Annotated in this window: 23 protein-coding genes; 11 read left to right on the forward strand and 12 right to left on the reverse strand. The window is 67.1% G+C overall.

The features are described 5' to 3' along the window. Nucleotides 1-51: 51 nt before the first annotated feature. Both ACK4ZD_RS08630 and ACK4ZD_RS08635 read right to left on the reverse strand, forming a co-directional pair. A complete protein-coding gene (locus tag ACK4ZD_RS08630) occupies nucleotides 52-783 on the reverse strand; it encodes an HD domain-containing protein (protein ID WP_409660545.1) in 732 nt (243 codons plus the stop codon). Between the two features lie 88 nt (nucleotides 784-871). Further along, a complete protein-coding gene (locus ACK4ZD_RS08635; RefSeq protein ID WP_409660547.1) occupies nucleotides 872-1,783 on the reverse strand; it encodes a universal stress protein in 912 nt (303 codons plus the stop codon). Nucleotides 1,784-2,442: 659 nt separating this feature from the next. Between ACK4ZD_RS08635 and ACK4ZD_RS08640 the strand changes: the two genes are divergently transcribed. Genes ACK4ZD_RS08640 through ACK4ZD_RS08650 form a run of 3 tightly spaced genes read left to right on the forward strand, consistent with a single transcriptional unit; the run spans nucleotide 2,443 to nucleotide 7,228 of the window. Continuing rightward, nucleotides 2,443-4,365: a PrkA family serine protein kinase gene (locus ACK4ZD_RS08640; protein ID WP_409660549.1), complete on the forward strand. Its 1,923-nt coding sequence runs from the start codon at nucleotides 2,443-2,445 to the stop codon at nucleotides 4,363-4,365. 53 nt (nucleotides 4,366-4,418) lie between these two features. Beyond that, entirely contained in the window at nucleotides 4,419-5,708 is a 1,290-nt protein-coding gene (locus ACK4ZD_RS08645; RefSeq protein ID WP_409660551.1) for a YeaH/YhbH family protein, read from the forward strand. Beyond that, entirely contained in the window at nucleotides 5,705-7,228 is a 1,524-nt protein-coding gene (locus tag ACK4ZD_RS08650) for a SpoVR family protein (RefSeq protein ID WP_409660553.1), read from the forward strand. The genes ACK4ZD_RS08645 and ACK4ZD_RS08650 overlap by 4 nt, the downstream gene beginning before the upstream one ends. Nucleotides 7,229-7,232: 4 nt before the next feature. On the opposite strand, the gene ACK4ZD_RS08655 is transcribed toward ACK4ZD_RS08650, so the two are convergent. Both ACK4ZD_RS08655 and ACK4ZD_RS08660 read right to left on the reverse strand, forming a co-directional pair. Beyond that, nucleotides 7,233-7,835, reverse strand: coding sequence for a class I SAM-dependent methyltransferase (locus tag ACK4ZD_RS08655; RefSeq protein WP_409660555.1), 603 nt, complete (start codon nucleotides 7,833-7,835; stop codon nucleotides 7,233-7,235). 30 nt (nucleotides 7,836-7,865) lie between these two features. Further along, entirely contained in the window at nucleotides 7,866-9,287 is a 1,422-nt protein-coding gene (locus ACK4ZD_RS08660; protein ID WP_409660557.1) for an FAD-binding oxidoreductase, read from the reverse strand. 141 nt (nucleotides 9,288-9,428) lie between these two features. On the opposite strand from ACK4ZD_RS08660, the gene ACK4ZD_RS08665 reads away from it, so the two are divergent. From ACK4ZD_RS08665 to ACK4ZD_RS08675, 3 genes are read left to right on the forward strand one after another with little or no spacing between them, the layout of a single operon-like run. Further along, nucleotides 9,429-10,028: an N-acetylmuramoyl-L-alanine amidase gene (locus tag ACK4ZD_RS08665; RefSeq protein WP_409660559.1), complete on the forward strand. Its 600-nt coding sequence runs from the start codon at nucleotides 9,429-9,431 to the stop codon at nucleotides 10,026-10,028. Beyond that, nucleotides 10,019-10,477: a hypothetical protein gene (locus tag ACK4ZD_RS08670; RefSeq protein WP_409660561.1), complete on the forward strand. Its 459-nt coding sequence runs from the start codon at nucleotides 10,019-10,021 to the stop codon at nucleotides 10,475-10,477. The genes ACK4ZD_RS08665 and ACK4ZD_RS08670 overlap by 10 nt, the downstream gene beginning before the upstream one ends. 27 nt (nucleotides 10,478-10,504) lie before the next feature. After that, entirely contained in the window at nucleotides 10,505-11,086 is a 582-nt protein-coding gene (locus ACK4ZD_RS08675) for a cob(I)yrinic acid a,c-diamide adenosyltransferase (RefSeq protein WP_409660563.1), read from the forward strand. Here the strand turns inward: ACK4ZD_RS08675 and ACK4ZD_RS08680 are convergent. The 5 genes from ACK4ZD_RS08680 to ACK4ZD_RS08700 form a co-directional block, all read right to left on the reverse strand. Then, the gene (locus ACK4ZD_RS08680) at nucleotides 11,083-11,388 is read right to left on the reverse strand and encodes a hypothetical protein (RefSeq protein ID WP_409660565.1); all 306 of its coding nucleotides are present in this window, start codon (nucleotides 11,386-11,388) and stop codon (nucleotides 11,083-11,085) included. The genes ACK4ZD_RS08675 and ACK4ZD_RS08680 overlap by 4 nt on opposite strands. A 234-nt stretch (nucleotides 11,389-11,622) precedes the next feature. Beyond that, nucleotides 11,623-12,741 carry a 3-deoxy-7-phosphoheptulonate synthase gene (locus ACK4ZD_RS08685; RefSeq protein ID WP_409660567.1) on the reverse strand — a complete coding sequence of 373 codons (1,119 nt, stop codon included), beginning with the start codon at nucleotides 12,739-12,741 and terminating at the stop codon, nucleotides 11,623-11,625. Between the two features lie 267 nt (nucleotides 12,742-13,008). Next, entirely contained in the window at nucleotides 13,009-13,509 is a 501-nt protein-coding gene (locus ACK4ZD_RS08690; protein WP_409660569.1) for a hypothetical protein, read from the reverse strand. Nucleotides 13,510-13,650: 141 nt separating this feature from the next. Next, a complete protein-coding gene (gene tldD, locus ACK4ZD_RS08695) occupies nucleotides 13,651-15,111 on the reverse strand; it encodes a metalloprotease TldD (protein WP_409660571.1) in 1,461 nt (486 codons plus the stop codon). 4 nt (nucleotides 15,112-15,115) lie between these two features. After that, a complete protein-coding gene (locus tag ACK4ZD_RS08700) occupies nucleotides 15,116-15,970 on the reverse strand; it encodes a helical backbone metal receptor (RefSeq protein WP_409660573.1) in 855 nt (284 codons plus the stop codon). Nucleotides 15,971-16,229: 259 nt separating this feature from the next. On the opposite strand from ACK4ZD_RS08700, the gene ACK4ZD_RS08705 reads away from it, so the two are divergent. Then, on the forward strand, nucleotides 16,230-16,625 hold the full coding sequence (locus ACK4ZD_RS08705; protein ID WP_409660575.1) for an RNA recognition motif domain-containing protein: 396 nt from the start codon (nucleotides 16,230-16,232) through the stop codon (nucleotides 16,623-16,625). Between the two features lie 74 nt (nucleotides 16,626-16,699). Here ACK4ZD_RS08705 and ACK4ZD_RS08710 read toward each other — a convergent pair whose 3' ends face one another. The 3 genes from ACK4ZD_RS08710 to fumC are packed head-to-tail and all read right to left on the reverse strand — an operon-like array spanning nucleotide 16,700 to nucleotide 19,382. Beyond that, a complete protein-coding gene (locus tag ACK4ZD_RS08710) occupies nucleotides 16,700-17,008 on the reverse strand; it encodes a P-II family nitrogen regulator (protein WP_409660577.1) in 309 nt (102 codons plus the stop codon). A gap of 2 nt (nucleotides 17,009-17,010) precedes the next feature. Further along, nucleotides 17,011-17,946: a sodium-dependent bicarbonate transport family permease gene (locus ACK4ZD_RS08715; RefSeq protein ID WP_409660579.1), complete on the reverse strand. Its 936-nt coding sequence runs from the start codon at nucleotides 17,944-17,946 to the stop codon at nucleotides 17,011-17,013. Nucleotides 17,947-17,987: 41 nt separating this feature from the next. Continuing rightward, complete coding sequence (gene fumC, locus ACK4ZD_RS08720) at nucleotides 17,988-19,382, reverse strand: class II fumarate hydratase (RefSeq protein WP_409660581.1); 1,395 nt, start codon at nucleotides 19,380-19,382, stop codon at nucleotides 17,988-17,990. A 215-nt stretch (nucleotides 19,383-19,597) separates the two neighbouring features. Between fumC and ACK4ZD_RS08725 the strand changes: the two genes are divergently transcribed. The 4 genes from ACK4ZD_RS08725 to ACK4ZD_RS08740 all read left to right on the forward strand — a co-directional run bounded on the left by ACK4ZD_RS08725 (nucleotide 19,598) and on the right by ACK4ZD_RS08740 (nucleotide 21,679). After that, entirely contained in the window at nucleotides 19,598-20,101 is a 504-nt protein-coding gene (locus ACK4ZD_RS08725) for a hypothetical protein (protein WP_409660583.1), read from the forward strand. Further along, nucleotides 20,098-20,562 (forward strand): hypothetical protein, encoded by a 465-nt coding sequence (locus ACK4ZD_RS08730; protein ID WP_409660585.1) that lies wholly within the window; start codon nucleotides 20,098-20,100, stop codon nucleotides 20,560-20,562. Before ACK4ZD_RS08725 ends, ACK4ZD_RS08730 begins: the two co-directional genes overlap by 4 nt. 137 nt (nucleotides 20,563-20,699) lie before the next feature. Further along, nucleotides 20,700-21,203, forward strand: a complete 504-nt coding sequence (locus ACK4ZD_RS08735; RefSeq protein ID WP_409660587.1) for a hypothetical protein — start codon at nucleotides 20,700-20,702, stop codon at nucleotides 21,201-21,203. Next, nucleotides 21,200-21,679, forward strand: coding sequence for a hypothetical protein (locus ACK4ZD_RS08740; protein WP_409660588.1), 480 nt, complete (start codon nucleotides 21,200-21,202; stop codon nucleotides 21,677-21,679). Before ACK4ZD_RS08735 ends, ACK4ZD_RS08740 begins: the two co-directional genes overlap by 4 nt. Nucleotides 21,680-21,713: the final 34 nt, after the last annotated feature.

Raw genomic sequence — 21,713 nt, forward strand, 5'->3', positions numbered from 1 at the left:
AAGGGGCTTGCTGGAGCCCAAGAACCGTTCAGCATCTGTTTCGATCCCATCCTACGAAACGATATTGACCCTGAACTCGTCGCCACGAACGAGTGGGCGGGGTAGTGCAGAGGTTCCCTCGTGATGCTCGAGGATGGCCCTCACCACCTCGCGCGGGTACTCGTGATGGCGCTCCACCATCAGGGCCGAGGCCAGCGGGTGGACATAGAGCTGGCGGCGCTGCTCGGCACTCAGGTGCTTCTCGGGCGCCATGAGGATCGGATCGACGTGGAGCATGCCCAGGTCGTGCAGCAGCCCGGCCGCGCAGGCCAGCAGCACGTCATGGCGCCGAGCCACCGGCGACCAGGCCAGGTAGCCGGCCGTCAGTGCCGTGAGCACGGCATGCTCGAAGAGATCGGGAAAAGACTCGCGCGCCAGCGTGAGTGAAAAGCCGATCGGCGCGGGCAGCGGCAGGCTGCTCAACGCGGCCAGCACCACCTCGCGGGTCTTGGGCTGGGCCCCCATCGCGGCCAACAACGGCCAGCGCGCCAGCACAACCTCAGCAGCTTCTTGCAGCACCCGCCCATTCACCGCAGGCTCGCTGCTCAGGCAGTCCTCCACCGGCACGGCCAGACGGTGCTCGATCAGACGCTCGTACATGCGGGTGTCCACGCGCACCCCCGCATCGAGCAACTTCATGCCCCGCTCGTTGTAGATCGCACGCGAGGTCAGCACCGGCCGCTTCTCGCCCAGCTCCGTCACCGCCCGCACATAGTGGCAAGGATCCAGCACGGCATTGGTCATGGAAGGCAAGGTCTCAGGGCTTCAGCCTAGGGTCAGTCCAGGACGAATCACGGCCGCGATTGTGCCGCGGCCGGCTGGCGCGACGCTGTCACGCCGACGCACGCACCAGCCACAGGTCGCAGGGTGACTCCAGCGCCAGGTGCAGGCACACGCTGCCCAGCACCACACGCTCCACAGGAGAGCGGTTGCCCGCCGACAAGGCGATGAGGTCGACCCCCAGCGCTTTGGCCTGGGCGGCGATCACTGCCGGCGGGTAGCCATGCACCACCTTGCACACGACGGGCAGGTCGCTGTGGCCCACCTCGCGAGCCAGCGACTGCAGCGCCAGCGCCAACTCTGCCTGTGCGCGACGGTGCAGCTCGTCCAACCGGGCAGCATCCACCCCCGCATAGGCCAGCTTGCTCTCGTAGGGCAATTCGTAGACGTGCAGCAGCACCGAGTCCACCTTCGGCAACAGCCGCCGCAGGCGACGCAGCGCTTCACGGGACTGCGGCCCCAGGTCGGTGGGCAGCAGCATGCGTTGGTAGTCGCGCCCGCCGTCCTCGCGCACCAGCAGCAGATCGCAGGCCGCGCTGTGCAGCAGCCGCTCGGCCGTGCTGCCCAGCACTGCATCGGCCAAGCCGTGTTCGCCCCGGGCGCCGATCACGACGAGCTGGGCCCCACAGGCGGCCGCCTCCTCGGCCACGGCCTTGGCCGCTCGGCCCGACAGCAGCCGCACCGCCACGGGAGCGCCCAGCTGTGCGCCCATGACCTGGGCCATCGCCTGCAGCCGGGTCAGCGCCGACTGCTGCAGGGTCCGCGTGTCGGCCTCCGACACGCCAGGCACCCAAGCCTGCCACTGGCGCCACACCTCCCCGAGCACCGGCGGCTCATGCACATGGACCAGCACGAGCGGGGCGCCGAGTTCGCGGGCGATGCGCGCAGCACGGTGCACGGCCTGTTGCGCCGCCGGAGAAAAATCGGTCGCCGCCAGCACCGGCGGCACGGCAGTCCTGTTCACACGGCTTCCTTTCCTTGGAAACGGGCCCACCCGGCGCCAGCAGCCGCCCCCCCGACATCGGGTGCCAGCGGCCCCGAGCGCACGCGCCCCTCCAGCGCACGCACCGCGTTGCTCCGCGCCCCGTTCACTTCGGCCTTGCGCATGGTACTTCCCCTCCACGCCCCCGCAACCTCGACCGACTCCAACCTACAACAGACGTTGATAGGCATCAAACCCGTTGATTCCTAACAAACTAGCACTGAATCGCAGGGGCCATCCTGCCCTGACACAGCGCACGCCTCGGCGATGCCCCACCAGCGGTGTGAGGTCGCCGCCCCCGACCCATCGGCGCGCACGGGGGCGAACCGGGTCGCCCGAGGGCAACAGAGCGGACACACCGCCCCCTTCCTTTCGGGTTGACGTCGCATACCCCGAGGAACTTTCCACACGAGTGTCCTCTCCTGTCCACACAACAGGGGCCACATCGCCGTGCCGTCTGGTGGGCGTGGCGAAATGGGGGCACACTCTTTGCAAGAGGTCCGCTTCGAACAACGCCGGCTTTGTCCCCCTGTTCGAGGCTTGCATTTGCCGCTTGTGGTTTCATGCTGGAAGCCCGGACGCCAAACGCAAGCCCCGCCGCAGCGCCACAGGCGCTGCCCGCCGAACCCAAGGAGGTGTCGATGGACGTCATCAGCAACTTCGCCGCGCGCTACGAGCGCACCCGCGAAGAGGAATACACCCTCCAGGAGTACCTGGAGATCTGCCGGCGTGACCCCATGGCCTACGCCACCGCCGCCGAGCGCATGCTCGCGGCCATCGGCGAGCCGCAGATGGTGGACACGCGCAACGACCCCCGCCTGTCGCGCATCTTCGCGAACAAGGTCATCAAGCTGTACCCCGCCTTCCGGGAGTTCTATGGCATGGAAGACGCCATCGAGCAGGTGGTGAGCTACTTCCGTCATGCCGCGCAAGGCCTGGAGGAGAAGAAGCAGATCCTCTACCTGCTCGGCCCCGTGGGCGGCGGCAAGAGCTCCATCGCCGAGCGGCTCAAGCAGCTCATGGAGCACGTGCCCTTCTACGCGATCAAGGGTTCGCCGGTGAACGAATCCCCGCTGGGCCTGTTCGACCCGGACGAGGACGGCCCCATCCTCGAGAAGGAGTACGGCATCCCGCGCCGCTACCTGCAGCGCATTCTCTCGCCCTGGGCCGTCAAGCGGCTCGAGGAGTTCGGCGGCGACATCCGTCAGTTCAAGGTGGTCAAGCGCTATCCGAGCGTGCTCAAGCAGATCGCCATCGCCAAGACCGAACCGGGCGACGAGAACAACCAGGACATCTCCTCGCTGGTGGGCAAGGTCGACATCCGCAAGCTCGAGACCTTCGCGCAAGACGACCCCGACGCCTACGCCTTCTCCGGCGGGCTGTGCCTGGCCAACCAGGGCCTGCTCGAGTTCGTCGAGATGTTCAAGGCGCCCATCAAGGTGCTGCACCCGCTGCTCACCGCCACCCAGGAGGGCAACTTCAAGGGCACCGAAGGCTTCGGCGCCATCCCCTTCGACGGCATCATCCTCGCGCACAGCAACGAGAGCGAGTGGAAGGCCTTCCGCAACAACAAGAACAACGAGGCCTTCCTCGACCGCATCTACATCGTCAAGGTGCCCTACTGCCTGCGCGTGAGCGAGGAAATCAAGATCTACGAGAAGCTGATCCGCAACTCCTCGCTGGCTCAGGCGCCCTGCGCGCCCGGCACGCTGAAGATGATGGCGCAGTTCTCGGTGCTCACCCGCCTGAAGGAGCCGGAAAACTCCAGCATCTTCAGCAAGATGCAGGTCTATGACGGCGAAAGCCTCAAGGACACCGACCCCAAGGCCAAGTCCATCCAGGAGTACCGCGACTACGCCGGCGTCGATGAGGGCATGAGCGGCATCTCCACCCGCTTTGCCTTCAAGATCCTGTCCAAGGTGTTCAACTTCGATCCCGCCGAGGTGGCCGCCAACCCGGTGCACCTGATGTACGTGCTCGAGCAGCAGATCGAGCGCGAACAGTTCCCCAAGGAAGTCGAGGAAAAGTACATCGCCTACATCAAGGAGCTGCTGGCGCCGCGCTATGCCGAGTTCATCGGCAAGGAGATCCAGACGGCCTATCTGGAGAGCTACTCCGAATACGGCCAGAACATCTTCGACCGCTACGTCACCTACGCCGACTACTGGATCCAGGACCAGGAGTACCGCGACCCGGATACCGGCGAGATCTTCGACCGCGCCTCGCTCAATGCGGAGCTGGAGAAGATCGAGAAGCCCGCGGGCATCAGCAACCCCAAGGACTTCCGCAACGAGATCGTCAACTTCGTGCTGCGCGCCCGCGCCAGCAACGCCGGCAAGAACCCGAACTGGACCAGCTACGAGAAGCTGCGCACGGTGATCGAGAAGAAGATGTTCTCCAACACCGAGGAGCTGCTGCCGGTCATCAGCTTCAACGCCAAGTCCAGCGCCGACGAACAGAAGAAGCACGAGGACTTCGTCAACCGCATGGTCCAGAAGGGCTACACGCCCAAGCAGGTGCGCCTGCTGTGCGAGTGGTACCTGCGGGTGCGCAAGAGTTCGTGAACCGGACGGCCCGAAAAACGGTCCAAACACCATCACGACACGAGGACAGCTTCATGCCCACCCTGCAGCAGATCATCGATCGACGCCTGTCGGGCAAGAACAAGTCCATCGGCAACCGCGAGCGTTTCCTGCGCCGCTACCGCGAGCAGATCCGCGAGGCGGTGCGCAAGGCCGTCTCCGGCCGAGGCATTCGCAACCTCGAACAAGGCGAGGACATCATCTTGCCGCGGCGCGACGTCTCCGAGCCGGTCTTCGGCCACGCCCCGGGCGGCGAGCGCGAATACGTGCACCCCGGCAACCGTGAGTACGTCAAGGGCGACCGCATCGAGCGGCCGCAAGGCGGCGGCGGCAGCGGCGGCGGCTCTCAAGCCAGCGACTCCGGCGAGGGCGAGGACGACTTCGTCTTCCACCTCACCAAGGAGGAGTTCATGCAGGTCTTCTTCGAGGACCTGGCCCTGCCCCACCTCATCCGCACCCAGCTCGCCGAGGTGCCCGAGTGGAAGAGTCACCGCGCCGGCTTCACCACCGACGGCACGCCGGCCAACCTGCACGTCGTGCGCTCGATGCGCGGGGCACTGGCCCGGCGCATCGCCCTGAGCGGCGACACCCGCCGGGAGATCCGCCAACTCGAGGCCCGGCTGGAGCATCTGAAGTCGCACCCGCATGCCGGCGAGGCCCTGATCCGCAAGGAGATCCGCGACACCGAGGCCGCGCTGGAGGAGCTGCGCGCCAAGGCCCGCCGCGTGCCCTACCTCGACCCCATCGACCTGCGCTACCGCAACCGGGTCCGGGTGCCCGTCCCCAGCGCCAAGGCCGTGATGTTCTGCCTGATGGACGTCTCGGGCTCGATGGACGAGCAGCGCAAGGACATGTCCAAGCGCTTCTTCATGCTGCTGTACCTCTTCCTGACACGGCACTACGAGAAGATCGACCTGGTCTTCATCCGCCACCACACCCAGGCCGCCGAAGTCACCGAGGACGAGTTCTTCCACGCCACCGAGACCGGCGGCACCGTGGTGTCCAGCGCGCTGCACCTGATGCACGAGATCATCCGCGCGCGCTACCCCAGCAGCGAATGGAACATCTACGGCGCCCAGGCCAGCGACGGCGACAACTGGCACCATGACAGCGGCCGCTGCCGCCAGATCCTCGACGAGCAGATCCTGCCGCTGGTGCGCTACTACGCCTACGTGCAGGTGGCCGAGGCCGAGCAGAACCTCTGGGAGGAGTACACCCAGCTGCTCGAGATCCACCCCCACTTCGCGATGCGCAAGGTGGCCGATGCCGCCGACATCTACCCGGTGTTCCGCGAGCTGTTCCGCAAGGAAGGAGCCCCCGCATGAACGCCGACCGCCCCCGCGAGCGACTGCCCAGCCCGCCGGACTGGACTTTCGAGCTGATCGAGCAATACCACGCCGAGATCGCGCGTGTGGCCCATCAGACTTACCAGCTCGACACCTACCCCAACCAGCTCGAGATCATCACGGCCGAGCAGATGATGGATGCTTACGCCTCGGTGGGCATGCCCGTGATCTACCGTCACTGGTCCTACGGCAAGCAGTTCATCGCCACCGAGAAGAGTTACCGTCGTGGCCACATGGGCCTGGCCTATGAGATCGTCATCAACTCCGACCCCTGCATCGCCTACCTGATGGAGGAGAACACCATGGCCATGCAGGCCCTGGTGATCGCCCATGCCGCCTACGGGCACAACAGCTTCTTCAAGGGCAACTACCTCTTTCGCATGTGGACGGACGCCTCGTCCATCATCGACTACCTCGTCTACGCCAAGAACTACATCGCTGAATGCGAGGAGCGCCACGGCCTGGACGCCGTCGAAGACGTGCTCGACTCTTGCCATGCGCTGATGAACTACGGCGTAGACCGCTACCGCAGGCCGCAAAAACTCTCGCTGTCGCAGGAACAGGCCCGCCGCGAGGAGCGCGAGGCTTACCTGCAGCAGCAGGTCAACGACCTGTGGCGCACCCTGCCCCGGCGCAGCGACCGTGGCGGCGACGACGAGGCCGCCTCGCGCCGCTTCCCGAGCGAGCCCCAGGAGAACATCCTTTATTTCATCGAAAAGAACGCCCCGCTGCTCGAGCCCTGGCAGCGCGAGGTGGTGCGCATCGTGCGCAAGATCGCGCAGTACTTCTACCCGCAGCGCCAGACCCAGGTGATGAACGAGGGCTGGGCCACGTTCTGGCACTACACCTTGCTCAACACCCTGTACGACGAAGGCCTGCTGGCCGACGGCTTCATGATGGAGTGGCTGCAGTCCCACACCAACGTGATCTTCCAGCCGCCGGTGGGGCACCGTGCCTACAGCGGCATCAACCCCTACGCCCTGGGTTTTGCGATGTTCAGCGACCTCAAGCGCATCTGCGAGCAGCCGACCGAGGAGGATCGCCGCTGGTTCCCCGACATCGCCGGCAGCCCCTGGCTGCCCACGCTCGACTACGCGATGCGCAACTTCAAGGACGAGAGCTTCATTGGCCAGTTCCTCAGCCCCAAGGTGATGCGCGACTTCCGCCTGTTCGCGATCCGCGACGACGAGGACGAACCCGAACTGGAGGTCTCGGCCATCCACGACGACAGCGGCTACCGGGCCCTGCGCGAATCGCTCTCACGCCAGTACGACCTGAACCACCGCGAGCCCAACATCCAGGTCTGGAGCGTCAACCTGCGCGGCGACCGCTCGCTCACCCTGCGCCATACCCAGCACCACAACCGCCCGCTGCACGACAGCGCCCAGGAAGTGCTCAAGCACGTCGCCCGCCTGTGGGGCTTTGACGTGCACCTGGACAGCGTGGACGACCAGGGCCGCGTGACCAAGCAATGGACGGCAGTGGCGCCCAAGCACTGACGGCTCAGGGCGCGCCGAGCTCCCACACCCAGGCCGGCGGCGCGTTGCGCCACACCACGGTGCGCTTGCGCCACACCAGGCCGTCGCCCAGTTGCAGGTCGAAGGGCGCGCGAGGCTGGTAGGTGTACTGGATCAGGCGCCGGTCCGGCTGCGCCCGCAGGAAGCGCTCGATCGCGCGGCTGGTGCCGTCACGCCAGCGCGGCGGCAGCGAGCGAAACGGCAGCGAGGACACCAGCGCGACAGGCTCGTCACCCTCGGGCCAGACCTCGAGCACCTCATGGGCCGGGGCCTGCAGCACCGTCATGCCGGGAAAGCGTTCCCGCAGCCGTTCGGCCAGCTCGGGCTGCAGTTCCACCACCGTGGTGGGCACCTCGGGATGACGCTCGCACAGGGCCTCTGTGATCGCCCCGGTGCCGGCACCGAGCTCGACGATACGCCGGGCGCCCTCCGCACCCCGGGCCATCGCGTGCGCCAGGTGGCGCGACGAGGGCCAGATGGCGCCGACCATGGTCGGCCGCGCAAAGGCCAGCATCATGAAGGCGGTGGCTGATCGCATGGTATGGGCCCGACCCTCGGCGTTGCGACCCAGCCAATGTAGGGCTTGCATGCCCGCGCCGCAAGGGGCCGAAACCAAGCCTTACCAACGGAAGATCTTGCCCGGATTCATGATGTTCTTCGGGTCCAGCGCCCGCTTGAGCGAACGCATCAGCGCCACGGCGCCATCGCCGGCCTCCTCACGCAGGAAGCCCATCTTGTGCAAGCCGATGCCATGCTCGCCGGTGCAGGTGCCCTCCAGGCGCAGCGCGCGGGCCACGAGCTGGTGGTTCAGCCGCTCGGCGAGCTCACGCTCCTCGGGCTTTTGGGGGTCGATCAGGTAGCCCACGTGGAAGTTGCCGTCGCCCACATGGCCCACGATGAAATAGGGCAAGCCAGCCTCGTCGGCCTCGGCCACGGTGTCCAGCAGGCACTCGGCCAGGCGCGAGATCGGCACACAGGCATCGGTGGTCACTGCCCGGCAACCCGGCTTCGTCTGCAGCGCCGCGAAATAAGCATGGTGGCGCGCCGTCCACAGCTTCGTGCGGTCCTCGGGCGTGGTGGCCCACTGGAAGTCCTCGCCGCCGTGGTCGCTGGCGATCTCCTGCACCACCTGGGCCTGCTCCTGCACGCCTGCCGGGCTGCCGTGAAACTCCATCAGCAGCATCGGGCCCTCGCGCAGCGTGAGCTTGTCGTGGCGGTTCACTGCCCGCACGGCGTTGGTGTCCAGCAGCTCGCAGCGCGCGATCGGCACGCCCACCTGGATGATCTGGATGGTCGTGTTCACCGCCGCTTCCAGCGTGGGGAAGGAGCACACCGCCGCCGACACCGCCTCGGGCTGCGGGTACAGGCGCAGCGTGATCTCGGTCATCACGCCCAGCGTGCCCTCGCTGCCCACGAACAGGCGCGTGAGGTCGTAGCCCGCGCTCGACTTGCGCGCGCGGGTGCCGGTGTGCACCACCTCGCCCGAGGCCGTCACCACGGTCAGGCCCAGCACGTTCTCGCGCATCGTCCCGTAGCGCACGGCATTGGTGCCCGAGGCGCGCGTCGCGCTCATGCCGCCGATCGAGGCGTCGGCGCCCGGGTCGATGGGAAAGAACAGCCCCGTGTGGCGGATCTCGTTGTTGAGCTGGGTGCGCGTCACACCCGCCTGCACTGTCACGGTCAGATCCTCGGCATTCACCGCCAGCACGCGGTTCATGCGCGACAGGTCGAGGCTCACCCCGCCCTGCACGGCCAGCAAGTGCCCTTCCAGCGACGAACCCACGCCGTAGGGAATCACCGGCACCGCGTGCGCGTCGGCCAGCTTCACCACCTCGGCCACCTCCTCGGTGCTCTGGGCAAACACCACCACATCGGGCGGCGGCACGTCGAAGGGCGACTCGTCACGGCCGTGCTGCTCACGCACCGCCAGGGCCGTCGAGCACCGGTCGCCAAACCGCGCCTTCAGCGCCTCGATCATCGCCGCCGGCACCGGCCGGGGCTCGTAGGTGGGCAGCACGTGTCCGGGCAGGGGGGCGTTCATGGTTTGTCTCCTCTCCGGCGTCGGAACCGGGGAAGCACACATTACAAGCATTTACTTTAAGCCGCCTGAATCCGGGGCGCATCCGGGTCGTCCACATGGCACACTGTTCGTTGGCTTCTTGAAGCGTCACAGGGAGAAGACATGAACATCGACAGCCAAGGTCTGGTCCAGGATCCGCGCGTGCGCCTGGCTCTCAGCCCGAACATCGAACGCGGCCCGATGACGCAAGTGCGTGGCATCGTGGTCCACCAGACCGACAGCCCCACCGCCACCTCCACCCTCAACAGCTATCGCTCGCCCGGCGCCAATGGAGCGCACTTCCTGATCGACCGCGACGGGACGATCTATCAGACGGCTTCCATCCTGAAGGTCACGTGGCACGTCGGCCCCCTGCGAGCCCGTTGCCTGGCCGAACATCGCTGCGCCCCCACGGAGCTTCGCGCTCTGCGCCGTTTTGACCCCAAGGGGGAACATCAGCGCGAGCGAGCGAAGGCCCACCCGGACCGCTACCCCTCCAATCAGGATGCCATCGGGATCGAAATCGTCGGTCAGGCTCTGCCCAAGGACGTCCCGCAGGAAGAGCGCGTCTATGAATCCGTCACGGCCGCTCAGAACGCCTCCTTGAAATGGCTCGTCTCCGGGCTCTCGCTCTCACTCGGAGTGGCCATGGCCGAGGTGTTCCGCCACCCTGTGGTGTCCAGAAAGAACCCGACGGAAGCGGAGACCGCCGTATGGGAGTGATCGCGACTGGCAAGATCCTCATTGCCGCTGCGTGTCTCGTCGCAGCAGGTGCAATGGCCTCCAATTCTCAGAAGGCTCCGGCCGATGAGGGCATCGAGCCTACTGTGTTTCCGTTGAACCTGCCGGATGTGCGCTGGGTAGTCATCACGGAAAACGCGCAACGCACCGCGCCCGATGTCGATACGGACCTGCGCTGCGACCGATTTGCGGTAACGCAGCGCGAAATCGCCACCTTTGTGCGCCGCGCCCAGGGAGTTTCAGCCCAGGATGCGATGCACATGCTGAACTGGACACCCTGCCTTGCCTCCGGTCGTGTCGGCTTTGTCGATGGGCGAACAGGCCGCTGGTCCGTCAACCTCAGCCGAAAAGGCTGGCTGCTAATGGACGACGGCCAGGAAATCCACATGTACTGCCCGGAATGCCGCCTCGCCGGCCAACGCCTGCCCTGAGTGGGCGCTCTGCAGTACGATGCCCCCATGGGCAACCGACTCACACAGATCGCCACGCGCACCGGCGACGATGGCACCACCGGGCTGGGCGACGGCAGCCGCGTGGCCAAGGACCACCTGCGCGTGCAGGCCATGGGCGACGTGGACGAACTCAATTCGCACCTCGGCGTGCTGCTGGCCGAGCCGCTACCGCCGCCCGTGCGCGAGCTGCTGGTGGGCATCCAGCACGAGCTGTTCAACCTCGGCGGCGAGCTGTCGATGCCCGGCCACGCCCTGCTGAAGGACGCCGCCGTGCTGGCGCTGGACGAGGCGCTGGCCGAGCACAACGCCGCCCTGCCCCGGCTCAAGGAGTTCATCCTGCCCGCCGGCACCCGCGCGGCCAGCCTGGCCCATGTGTGCCGCACGGTGGCGCGCCGCGCCGAACGCGCCGTGGTGGCGCTGGCCGCTCACGAGCCGGTGAACGCAGCACCGCGGCAATACCTCAACCGCTTGTCCGACCTGATGTTCGTGCTGGCCCGCGTGCTCAACCGCGCCCGACTCGACGGCTTGGGCGGCGACGACGTTTACTGGCGCAGCGAGCGCCTGAAGCGCGACGAAGCGGGCAGCTAGCTCACCTGCAACGCCGCCACGTCCACCGTGACGCGCTCGCGGCCGGTGGCGCCCAACGCCGCGCGGGCATAGGCCTGAGCCCAGCCGGCCTGCTGAAACTGCGCCGGCCCCACCGCCTGGGCGATGGACAACAGCTTGTCGACGATCAGCACCTTGCCGCTGGCGCGCAGGGGCTCGCACTCATGCGCCACGAACTCGGCGTCGAGCCACTGGCGGGCCTCGTCATGGCTCATCGCGCCCGCCTCCGGCACCACGCGGGCTTCTTCGCCGGACCCGAACTTCACCACCACCTCACTGCGCATCGCGGTCTCCTGGTCAGCCAAGCCCCGATCATAAAAAAGAAGCCCGCCAACACCCCAGGGGATGTGGCGGGCGGATCCACCACGAAGGTGGTCTGCTGAGGGAAAACCTCGCTGCATGTCGCAGCACGGTGGCATTTCACCTGCAAGCGACGCAGGGCGCCAGCGCTCTTTCCAGCTCTTACCTCGCTTACACCTGGACGCAACTTCGGCGGATCCGGCGCGGGTACGCCGGGCTCAACCCCTGCGGGCTTTCACGGCATCCGACAGCACTTGCAGCACCTGCAGCGAATCGTCCCAGCCCAGGCAGGCGTCGGTGATGCTCTTGCCGTATTCGAGCTTGGACGGATCGTCCTTGCCCGGATTGAACTTCTGACTGCCCGCGTTCAAGTGGCTTTCCACCATCACGCCAAAGATCCGCCGCGACCCCGCGCCCACTTGGGCTGCGATGTCGCGCGCCACGTCGAGTTGGCGCTCGTGCTGCTTGCTGGAGTTGGCATGCGAGCAGTCCACCATCAGCGAGGGGTGCAGCTTGGCGGCCTCCAGTTCCTTGCAGGCGGCCTCCACGTGGGCGGCGTCGTAGTTGGGGGTCTTGCCGCCGCGCAGGATGACATGGCAGTCCTTGTTGCCTTTGGTCTCGACAATGGCCACCTGCCCGTTCTTGTGCACCGACAGGAAATGATGCGCCCGGCTGGCCGCCTGGATGGCGTCGGTGGCGATGCGGATGTTGCCGTCGGTGCCGTTCTTGAAGCCGATGGGGGCCGACAGGCCCGAGGCCAGTTCACGGTGCACCTGGCTTTCGGTGGTGCGCGCGCCGATGGCACCCCAGCTGATCAGATCACCGATGTACTGCGGCGAGATCACGTCGAGGAACTCGCTGCCGGCGGGCATGCCCAGACGGTTGATCTCCACCAGCAACTGGCGCGCGATGCGCAGGCCCTCGTCGATACGGAAGCTCTCGTCGAGGTAGGGGTCGTTGATCAGGCCCTTCCAGCCCACCGTGGTGCGGGGCTTTTCGAAGTACACGCGCATCACGATCTCCAGCGTGTCGGCGTACTTCTCGCGCTGCGCCAGCAGGCGGCGGGCGTAGTCGACGGCGGCGGCCGGGTCGTGGATCGAGCACGGGCCGATCACGAGCAGCAGCCGGTCATCCTTGCCCTGCATGATGCGGCGGATGCGGTGCCGGGTCTCGGACACCAGGGTCTCGATGGCCGTGCCGCGAATGGGGAAGAAGCGGATCAGGTGCTCCGGCGGCGGCAGCGGCGTCACGTCCTTGATCCTTTCGTCGTCGGTCTGGGAGGTACGGTCGACGGGCGCATACCAACCCTCGATGGCGCTGGCGGACTTGGCGTTCATGGGGTGCGTTCTCCTTGCTCGATCGTCAGGGGTGAGGGGCGGGGCCCGCCGCGGCCGTCTCCCAGGGACGAAAAAAAACCGCCGGAGGGCTTCCGGCGGTTTTCTGGGATTCGGTTGCGGGCTACAGTGACGCGCTGACCTCTCCTCCGCCGGTGCGGTGCGAGAACCAAAAGTAGGCAAAAAAGAAGGTCTTTGCGCGAGCCATGCGGCTAATGTAGCACGGCTTTGCGGCGCTGCGTCAAGGCCGCGCGTGGCGACTGCGCCACGTCAAAGCAGGATGTCGGGGTCGCCGGGCCGCGGTGGGGGCTCCTCGTCGCCCCCGGCGCGCAGTCCGCGCGTGAGCGCCGACCACCAGCCCGGCCGGCGTGCCGGCAGATCCGGGGCCGGGTCGGGCGGGCGCAGCACTTCGAGCTCGCCCAGCATGCGCGAGGCCACGTCCAGGAACTCGCGGCGCAGCATGGGCTCGTCCACCTCCCGGGCCGAGGCGTCGATCCACACGTCGAGCATCCACTGCACCTCGGTGAAGGTCACGGCGTAATGGCGCAGCGCCTCGGGCAGCACGCTGTGACGGCCCAGCAGGTCGCGCCGCTGGCGCTCCAGGCGCTCGCGCATGTCCAGTTGCAGCCGCGTGCGCACCGGCGGGCTGGCCGTGCGCACCTGGCGCACGAACTTCATCAGCTCGGTGTTGACCTGCTCCACCCGCTCGATCAAATCGGGGTCGGGCGGCGCACGCGGCGGCTCGGGCGTGAGAGGGTCGGGGTCGGACATGGCAACCCGGCCAAGAGGAATGCCGGATCCGCCAGCGTAGGGCCTGCCCCGCTCCCGATCAAGCCTGCCGGGCGCCTGGTGGGCCGCACCGTGCAAAAGCTCTCAGCAACTCGTCACGCTCGGCCCGCCGGCTCGCCGACCTCAGGCCGTGCCACCCACGGTGAGTCCGTCGATGCGCAAGGTGGGCTGGCCCACCCCCACCGGCACGCTCTGGCCTTCCTTGCCGCAGGTGCCCACGCCGGTGTCCAGGCGCATGTCGTTGCCGATCAGGCTCACGCGCGTGAGCGCATCGGGGCCATTGCCGATCAGCGTGGCGCCCTTGACCGGGTACTGGATGCGGCCGTTCTCGACCCAGTAGGCCTCGCTGGCCGAGAACACGAACTTGCCGCTGGTGATGTCCACCTGGCCCCCGCCGAAGTTCACGGCATACAGGCCCTTCTTGATCGAAGCGACGATCTCCTCGGGCGACTTGTCGCCGCCGAGCATGTAGGTGTTGGTCATGCGCGGCATCGGCACGTGCGCGTAGCTTTCGCGCCGGCCGTTGCCGGTGGGCCTCACCTTCATCAGGCGCGCGTTCAGGCTGTCCTGGATGTAGCCACGCAAGATGCCGTCCTCGATCAGCACGTTGCGCTGCGTGACGTGGCCTTCGTCGTCGATGTTGAGCGAGCCGCGCCGGTCGGGCAGCGTGCCGTCGTCGAGCACCGTCACGCCCTTGGCGGCCACCCGTTCGCCGATGCGCCCCGAAAAGGCACTCGAGCCCTTGCGGTTGAAGTCGCCTTCCAGGCCATGGCCGATGGCCTCGTGCAGCAGCACGCCGGGCCAGCCCGGGCCGAGCACCACGGTCATCTCGCCGGCCGGGGCCGGACGCGATTCGAGGTTGGTCAACGCGGCCTTCACCGCGTCGTCCACATAACCCTCGATCACCCCGTCGTGGAAATAGCCCAGCCCGAAGCGGCCGCCGCCGCCGCCCGTGCCCATCTCGCGACGGCCGTTCTGTTCGGCGATCACGGTCACGCTCAGGCGCACCAGCGGGCGCACGTCAGCGGCGATCGTGCCGTCGGCCCGCGCCACCAGCACCACGTCGTATTCACCCGCCAGGCCCGCCATCACCTGCACGATGCGCGGATCGCGCGCGCGCGCCAAGCGCTCCACCTTTTCCAGCAGCTCGACTTTGCGCGTGCTGTCCAGCGTGGCGATCGGGTCCATCGGCGCGTACAGCGCGCGACTGCCCGCCACCTGGGGCCGATCGACCTTCACGCGGCGGCTCTGGCCGGCCGCAGCGATGCTGCGCACGGTGCGCGCCGCATCGAGCAAGGCCGCCTCGGAGATGTCGTCGGAATAGGCAAAGGCGGTCTTTTCGCCCGACACCGCCCGCACGCCCACGCCCTGGTCGATGCTGAAGCTGCCCGACTTCACGATGCCCTCTTCCAGGCTCCAGCCCTCGCTGCGGGTGTATTGGAAGTAGAGGTCGGCGTCGTCGATGCGGTGCTCGCCGATGGTGCGCAGCGCCCGGGCCAGGGCGCTCTCGTCCAGGCCGAAGGGCTCCAGCAGCAGCGAGCGGGCAATCGCCAGGCGTTCGAGGGTGGGTTCGCGCGAGATCATGGGCTCATTGTAGGCAGGGCCCCGCGCCCCAGGGGCCACGAGGGCTTACGGCATTGTTGGACCCCGGCTCGCCGGTCTGCGCCAGCGCCTTCAGGTAGGCCAGGCCCGCGACCGCACGGCTTCCGTACCAGCTCAGCATCTCGCCGTCGACGAGGAGAACCCGCGCGCCGGGCAGGCGCTGCGCCACTTCATCACGGTGGCCGCCGCCGAAGCGGTAGGGTTCGCTGGACAGCAGCACCGTGTCCACCCCGGCCCCCCGGGCCTCGTCCCAGTCGAACACGGGGTAGCGGGCCGCCCCCTGCGGCCCACCCGTCACCGCCGGCCAGGTCTGCCAGTTCACCATGGCGAGCAGCCGCGAGATGTAGGTGTCTCGCGCCACGGTCATCCAGGGCTCGCGCCAGATCACGTAGAGCACACGGCGCTCGGCCCAAGGGCCGGCGCGGTCCACGGCCACCAGCGCGTCGCGAAGCCGCATGGACAAAGTGCCGGCCCGCGCCCGCACCCCCGGCAAGTGGCCGAAGGCCTGGACCATCTGCTCATACAGCGCGAGGTTGTCCTCCGGGGCGCAAGGGTGTGTGACGATCACCTCGGGCACGAAGCTGCGCAGGGCCTGCACCGTGGGCCACTCGTTCTCATCGACGTTGACGATCACGTGCGTGGGCGCCAGGGCCCGCAGGGCGTCGAGCTTCACGTCCTTGGTGCCGCCCACCTTGGGCACGGCCGCCACGGCCGGACGCGGGTGGATGCAAAAGCCGGTACGCGCCACGATCCAGGGCCCCAGTCCCAGGTCGAACAACAGCTCGGTGACCGAAGGCACCAGGCTGGCAATGCGAGGCGGGTCGGCAGGACGGGCGTGCATGCGCCGATCTTGCCCGATGTCACGCCCCTTGGGGCGGGCGCCCGGCCCCGCCCGTGATGCACCAAAGCAGGGAGCGCCCGCACTCCCCCGGGCAAACCCGCCCCGGGAAAACAACACTTTTTCACACCTGGGTCTCCCATTTGCAGGCCGCTCGCCCATAATGAAAGGGTCTCTGTGTGGATGCGGCGCCTAGGCGTGAGTGGTTCTCGACGGGTAGAAGCTCCAACTGAACGATGAGCGATAGAAAGGAGCTCTCTCGATGGGCAACAAGCTGTACGTGGGCAACCTCGCCTACTCCATCCGCGACGAAGACCTGAACCAGGCATTCAGCCAATTCGGCGCGGTCACCTCGGCCAAGGTCATGATGGATCGCGACACCGGCCGCTCCAAGGGCTTTGGCTTCGTGGAGATGGGCTCGGACGCCGAGGCGCAGTCGGCCATCAACGGCATGAACGGCCAAGCCCTGTCGGGCCGTGCGATCGTCGTCAACGAAGCCCGTCCCCGTGAACCGCGTCCGGGCGGCTTCGGCGGTGGCCGGGGTGGTTTCGGTGGAGGCGGTGGTGGCGGCGGCCGCGGCGGCTATGGCGGCGGCGGAGGTGGTCGCGGCGGGTTTGGCGGCGGCGGCAACTACGGCGGCGGCCGCGGCGGCTACTGATCGCCTCGCCCCTGCATCCTCCTAACAACGGCGAAGCCTTGGCTTCGCCGTTTTGCTTGGGAGCGCCGGGGCGGTCAGAACTTGTGCGGGCGCAGCACCTGCACGTCGGCAAAGAACATCGTCACCCCAAAGTGCGGCGCGTACTGCGCCAGCACATGCTCGGCGATCTGGTCGGCCACGGCGGCTTCGCAGATCACCTTCATCTCGATCGTGCGGTCGGCCTCCCAGGCGCCTTCGCGCACGCCCATGCTGCCTTCGCCGCGCACGTCGTAGACCGTATAGCCATGCGCGCCCAGACGCTTGACGTCGGCCACCAGCTGCTTTTCCAGCGCCGCCTCGGCGATGATCACCAGCAGCGTGCGGGGGTGTTTGGTCAGGGCCATGTTCAGGCTCCGGTCAGGGCTTTCGCCAGCGCAATGTACAGCGGGATGCCCACGAGGATGTTGAAGGGAAAGCTCACGCCCAGGGCCGCCGTGATCGACAGGCCGGCATTGGCCTCGGGCACCGCAATACGCATGGCCGTGGGCGCGGCGATGTAGCTGGCGCTGGCCGCCAGCGTGGCCAGCAGCGCCACGCCACCGGTGGACAGGCCCAGCATCAGGCCCACCCCCGCCCCGGCCAACGACAGCATGGGGGGCACGACCAGCCCCACGCCGATGACCACGAAGCCAAAACGCCTCACCTCGGCCAGCCGGCCGCCGGCCACCAGGCCCAGCTCCAGCAGGAACAGGGCGAGCACGCCCTTGAAGGGCTCGACGAAGACCGCGTGGATGGGCGCCGTGCCCGCCTCGCCGGCAATGGCGCCGATCAGCAGGCCGCCCACCAGCAGCAGCACACTCTTGCCGAAGGCCACCTCATGGGCCAGCGTGCCCCACCGCACCTCGCGCAGCCGCGACAGCCGGGCCAGCAGAATGCCGGCGATGATGCCCGGCGCCTCCATCACCGCCACCCACAGCGAGGCGTGGCTTTCGTAAGGGATGCCCTCGCGCGTGAGCGCCGCACTGGCCACCGCGAAGGTCACCACGCTCACCGAGCCGTAGTGCGCCGCGACCGACGCCGCGTCCGGCGCGCTCAGGCGCAGCGCGCGCAGCACGGGGTAGAGCACGAAGGGGATCATCAGTCCCAGCGCCATCGTGGCGCCCACCTGCGGCAGCAGGTGCATCAGCGGCTGCCGCGACAGCTCGATGCCGCCCTTCAGGCCGATGGCCAGCAGCAGGTAGATGGACAGCGTCTCGTACAGCGCCTCGGGCAGGCGCAGGTCCGAACGCACCAGGCGGGCGAAAACGCCCAGCAGGAAGAAGAAGACGACGACATCGATCATGATCGGCCGCGATGGTGCCACAAGCGCGGCGGGCCCGCGCGTCAGCCCGGTCGCGTCATCGCCAGCGGGTCGATCCAGCGGTCATAGTCCTCGGGACTGACGAAGCCGCTCTCGATCGCGGCCTCGCGCAGCGTCAGCCCATGCGCGTGGGCAGCCTTGGCAATTTGCGCGGCACGGTCGTAGCCGATGTGGCGGTTCAGCGCCGTCACCAGCATCAGGTTGCGCTCCAGATGCTCGTCGATCACCGCCTCGTTGGGCTCCAAGCCGCGTGCGCAGTGCTGGTCGAAACTCTCGCAGGCGTCGGCCAGCAGCGCAATGCTCTCGAGCACGTTGTGCACCATCACTGGCTTGTACACATTGAGCTGGAAATTCCCCTGGGTGCCCGCGAAGGCCACGGCCGCGTCGTTGCCGAAGACCTGCACGCACACCATGGTCAGGGCCTCGCACTGCGTGGGGTTCACCTTGCCTGGCATGATCGACGAGCCCGGCTCGTTCTCGGGGATGCGCAGCTCGCCGATGCCGCAGCGCGGACCGCTGGCCAACCAGCGCACATCGTTGGCCATTTTCATCAGCCCGCCGGCCAGCGTGCGCAGCGCCGCCGAGCACTGCACCAGCGCGTCGTGCGCAGCCAGCGCAAAGAACTTATCGGGGGCGCTGCGGAAGGGGTGGCCGGTGAGCTGCTCCAGGTGCCAGGCCGCGCGCTCGCCGAATCGCGGGTGCGCATTGAGCCCCGTGCCCACGGCCGTGCCGCCGATGGCCAGATCGTAGAGCCCGTCCAGCGTCTGGCGCACCGCGCGCAGGCCGAAGTCGATCTGCGACACCCACGCGCCGATCTCCTGGCCCAGGGTGATGGGCGTGGCGTCCTGCAGGTGCGTGCGACCGGTCTTCACCAAGTGCTCGTAAGCCTTCGCCTTCACCTCCAGTGTGTGGCGCAACGCCTCCACCGCCGGGAAAAGCCGCTCGTGGAGCTGCTCCACCACGGCGATGTGCATCGCGGTGGGAAAGGTGTCGTTCGACGACTGCCCCCGGTTGACGTGGTCGTTCGGGTGCACCGGCTGCTTGCTGCCCAGCACGCCCCCGGCCAACTCGATCGCGCGGTTGGCGATCACCTCGTTGGCATTCATGTTCGACTGCGTGCCCGATCCGGTCTGGAACACCACCAGTGGGAAATGCTCGTCCAACCGCCCTTCAGCCACCTCCTGGGCGGCCGACTCGATCAGCGCCACCAGGTCCGCCGGCAGCTCGCCCAGCTCGCCATTGGCCCGCACGGCCGCCAGCTTGAGCAGGCCCAAGGCGCGGATGATGGGCCTCGTCCACACGAAGCGCGGCACCCCGATCCTGAAATGCTGGATCGAGCGCTGCGTCTGAGCGCCCCAGTAGCGGTCGGCCGGCACCTCGATGGAGCCCATGGAATCGGTTTCGATGCGGGTGGGCATGTGCGTCTCCCGGCCACCGCACAGTGGATGGCCCGGGCCTAACCATAGCGGATAGCGCCGATGCCCGGCGCTGTGTGCCAATCGCGGCGAAGCCCGGTGCGACGGCCTGTCACGCTCGATTACAGCTGGACACGCTCACTCACGAGCCCGGGTTCCTAGAATGGCCTGGCGCCTGTCGCGACGCCATACACCACAAGACTCAGAGAGGACTTTCCATGCTGCACACCACCGTGCCGCTGGCCGACGCCGTGGGCAAGCACATCAGCGATCTGTGCCCCTTCTCCATCGCCAAAGACAATCAACAGAATCATTGCGCCCACTTCGTGAGCCACATGCTGGGCTACGATTTCGGCCACACCTGCAAGACCTTCACCTGGACGGACAAGCAGCGCGAGGCGCCTGGCGCCAACCTCCGCGTGAACGACGTCTTCAACCGCTGCCGCCTGCGGGGCTTGTGGTCCGAGCGGCCCTTGCACCTCCAGGGATGCCTCATCTTTGTGACCCACACGAGCAACGTCGTCGAGCTTGGCCACCAGTTGCAGATGCGCGACTCGCGCTGGAAGCACATCGGCATCCATCTTGGAGGAACCGTGTGGCACTACAGCATTACGGGACGTCAGGTAGTGAGTGAAACCCTCAGCGCCTTCAATGAGCGTTTTACCCGGGCCTATCAAATGTCTGGCAAGACCGTCGAGTTCTACTTCGGAGAGTTCATTTGAGAACGCACCTGTCGCGCCTTGGGGCAGCCTTGATGCTGGCGGGCTGCTACCACGCCCCCATTGACCCCTGGACGGGCGAGCGGGTGGCCATCGATCCCAGCCAACCGCCCAATGGGGCGCAGATGATGCAACTCTTTCTGAGCCAGGGCGACGCGCCCTTGCACGGTTCGGGCTGCATGTCCAGCCAAGCCCTCGATGCCCGCCTCACGCTCAAGAACCGGCTGGCACAGGTGCTGGGGGATGCGCTGGACCATCCCGAGCATCACCGCGCGGTGCTGAAAGGGGCTTGCAAGGCAGATCAGGTGGAGGCGCCCGACGGCCGCGTCATCGACGTCTGGGCCTGCTCGCTCAACATGGTGCAGGAGGACATGACCGGAAGCTTCGTCGCCAACGCCTTCGTCCGAGGCCACTTCACCAAGGACCGATGGCGCTTGGTGCCAGGCAGCCTACTGTGCCTGTAAGAATCGCGGAAACACCCGGTGCGACGGCCTGTCACGCTCGATTACAGCTGGACACGCTCACTTACGAGCCCGGGTTCCTAGAATGGCCTGGCGCCTGTCGCGACGCCATACACCACAAGACTCAGAGAGGACTTTCCATGCTGCACACCACCGTGCCGCTGGCCGACGCCGTGGGCAAGCACATCAGCCACTTCTGCGCTTTCGACCTCGGCAAGAACGACGGGGCCAACCACTGCGCCCACCTGGTCAGCCATCTGATGGGCTATGAATTCGACGCCACCTGCAAGAACGCCTCGCTGGCGGAGAAGCAACGCCCCGAGAAAGGCGCCTGCATCCGAGTCGACGAGATCTTCAATCGCCTGCGCGAAACCGGCCCTTGGGACGAACGGCCTGCACACCTGCAGACCTGCCTGATCTTCGTATGCAGGCGCAGCAACATGCGGCACCTCGACCATCGTCCCCGTATGGAATCGTCAGCCGCGAAGCATATCGGCATCCATTTGGCGGACACCGTTTGGCATTACAGCAACCGCAGCGACCAAGTCGTCAGTGACCGCGTGGCCGACTTTCGCACGAAGTTTCGTCGTCAATATCAGCTCGCCGGAGATCCCGTCGAGTTCTACTACGGGAGTCTTTCATGAGAGCCCTCCTCGTTGCATCCAGGGTCGTGTTGCTACTGGGGAGCCTCGCGCTGCCGCCTGGGCTGCTGTCCTCCCCCATGGAGCCCAGGTCGGGACTTCCGGCCACGATCGACCCCTCTGTTCCCCCCGAGAGCACTCAGGTCATCCAGTTGTTCCTTGAGAACGCTCACCTGCCCAGCGCCAACACCCCCTGCGACAACTCGCCGCAGGCCAAGCGCCGAACGCTGCGCGAGGAACTGTCCATGCTCTTGGGCTACGGCGTAAGAATGTCGGCCAGCCACTTCATGGCGATGCGCACGATCTGCGAACCCGGCCAAGCCCGGCGGCCCGACGGTTCACCGGTGGATGTATGGGTCTGCTCCTTCCATATCGAAACAACCGACGTTCAAAGGCGCCCTCAGAAGGGCGGCTTGATCATGGGTTCGTTCACGCGAGCCACGTGGGAGTTGCTGCCCCATACGCTGTATTGCTCGTAGGGCTTGGTCCGTCGAGCGCAGTAGCCCGTGTCCC

This window comes from Caldimonas sp. (assembly GCF_046291045.1).
In the GTDB taxonomy this organism is placed as follows: Bacteria; Pseudomonadota; Gammaproteobacteria; order Burkholderiales; family Burkholderiaceae_C; genus Caldimonas.

Excerpts from the sequence above, each read along its gene's own strand:
- ACK4ZD_RS08630 (WP_409660545.1), bottom strand. The coding sequence starts at position 783 with ATGACCAATGCCGTGCTGGATCCTTGCCACTATGTGCGGGCGGTGACG.
- ACK4ZD_RS08640 (WP_409660549.1), top strand. The coding sequence starts at position 2,443 with ATGGACGTCATCAGCAACTTCGCCGCGCGCTACGAGCGCACCCGCGAA.
- ACK4ZD_RS08645 (WP_409660551.1), top strand. The coding sequence starts at position 4,419 with ATGCCCACCCTGCAGCAGATCATCGATCGACGCCTGTCGGGCAAGAAC.
- ACK4ZD_RS08650 (WP_409660553.1), top strand. The coding sequence starts at position 5,705 with ATGAACGCCGACCGCCCCCGCGAGCGACTGCCCAGCCCGCCGGACTGG.
- ACK4ZD_RS08655 (WP_409660555.1), bottom strand. The coding sequence starts at position 7,835 with ATGCAAGCCCTACATTGGCTGGGTCGCAACGCCGAGGGTCGGGCCCAT.
- ACK4ZD_RS08660 (WP_409660557.1), bottom strand. The coding sequence starts at position 9,287 with ATGAACGCCCCCCTGCCCGGACACGTGCTGCCCACCTACGAGCCCCGG.
- ACK4ZD_RS08665 (WP_409660559.1), top strand. The coding sequence starts at position 9,429 with ATGAACATCGACAGCCAAGGTCTGGTCCAGGATCCGCGCGTGCGCCTG.
- ACK4ZD_RS08670 (WP_409660561.1), top strand. The coding sequence starts at position 10,019 with ATGGGAGTGATCGCGACTGGCAAGATCCTCATTGCCGCTGCGTGTCTC.
- ACK4ZD_RS08675 (WP_409660563.1), top strand. The coding sequence starts at position 10,505 with ATGGGCAACCGACTCACACAGATCGCCACGCGCACCGGCGACGATGGC.
- ACK4ZD_RS08680 (WP_409660565.1), bottom strand. The coding sequence starts at position 11,388 with ATGCGCAGTGAGGTGGTGGTGAAGTTCGGGTCCGGCGAAGAAGCCCGC.
- ACK4ZD_RS08685 (WP_409660567.1), bottom strand. The coding sequence starts at position 12,741 with ATGAACGCCAAGTCCGCCAGCGCCATCGAGGGTTGGTATGCGCCCGTC.
- ACK4ZD_RS08690 (WP_409660569.1), bottom strand. The coding sequence starts at position 13,509 with ATGTCCGACCCCGACCCTCTCACGCCCGAGCCGCCGCGTGCGCCGCCC.
- tldD (WP_409660571.1), bottom strand. The coding sequence starts at position 15,111 with ATGATCTCGCGCGAACCCACCCTCGAACGCCTGGCGATTGCCCGCTCG.
- ACK4ZD_RS08700 (WP_409660573.1), bottom strand. The coding sequence starts at position 15,970 with ATGCACGCCCGTCCTGCCGACCCGCCTCGCATTGCCAGCCTGGTGCCT.
- ACK4ZD_RS08705 (WP_409660575.1), top strand. The coding sequence starts at position 16,230 with ATGGGCAACAAGCTGTACGTGGGCAACCTCGCCTACTCCATCCGCGAC.
- ACK4ZD_RS08710 (WP_409660577.1), bottom strand. The coding sequence starts at position 17,008 with ATGGCCCTGACCAAACACCCCCGCACGCTGCTGGTGATCATCGCCGAG.
- ACK4ZD_RS08715 (WP_409660579.1), bottom strand. The coding sequence starts at position 17,946 with ATGATCGATGTCGTCGTCTTCTTCTTCCTGCTGGGCGTTTTCGCCCGC.
- fumC (WP_409660581.1), bottom strand. The coding sequence starts at position 19,382 with ATGCCCACCCGCATCGAAACCGATTCCATGGGCTCCATCGAGGTGCCG.
- ACK4ZD_RS08725 (WP_409660583.1), top strand. The coding sequence starts at position 19,598 with ATGCTGCACACCACCGTGCCGCTGGCCGACGCCGTGGGCAAGCACATC.
- ACK4ZD_RS08735 (WP_409660587.1), top strand. The coding sequence starts at position 20,700 with ATGCTGCACACCACCGTGCCGCTGGCCGACGCCGTGGGCAAGCACATC.
- ACK4ZD_RS08740 (WP_409660588.1), top strand. The coding sequence starts at position 21,200 with ATGAGAGCCCTCCTCGTTGCATCCAGGGTCGTGTTGCTACTGGGGAGC.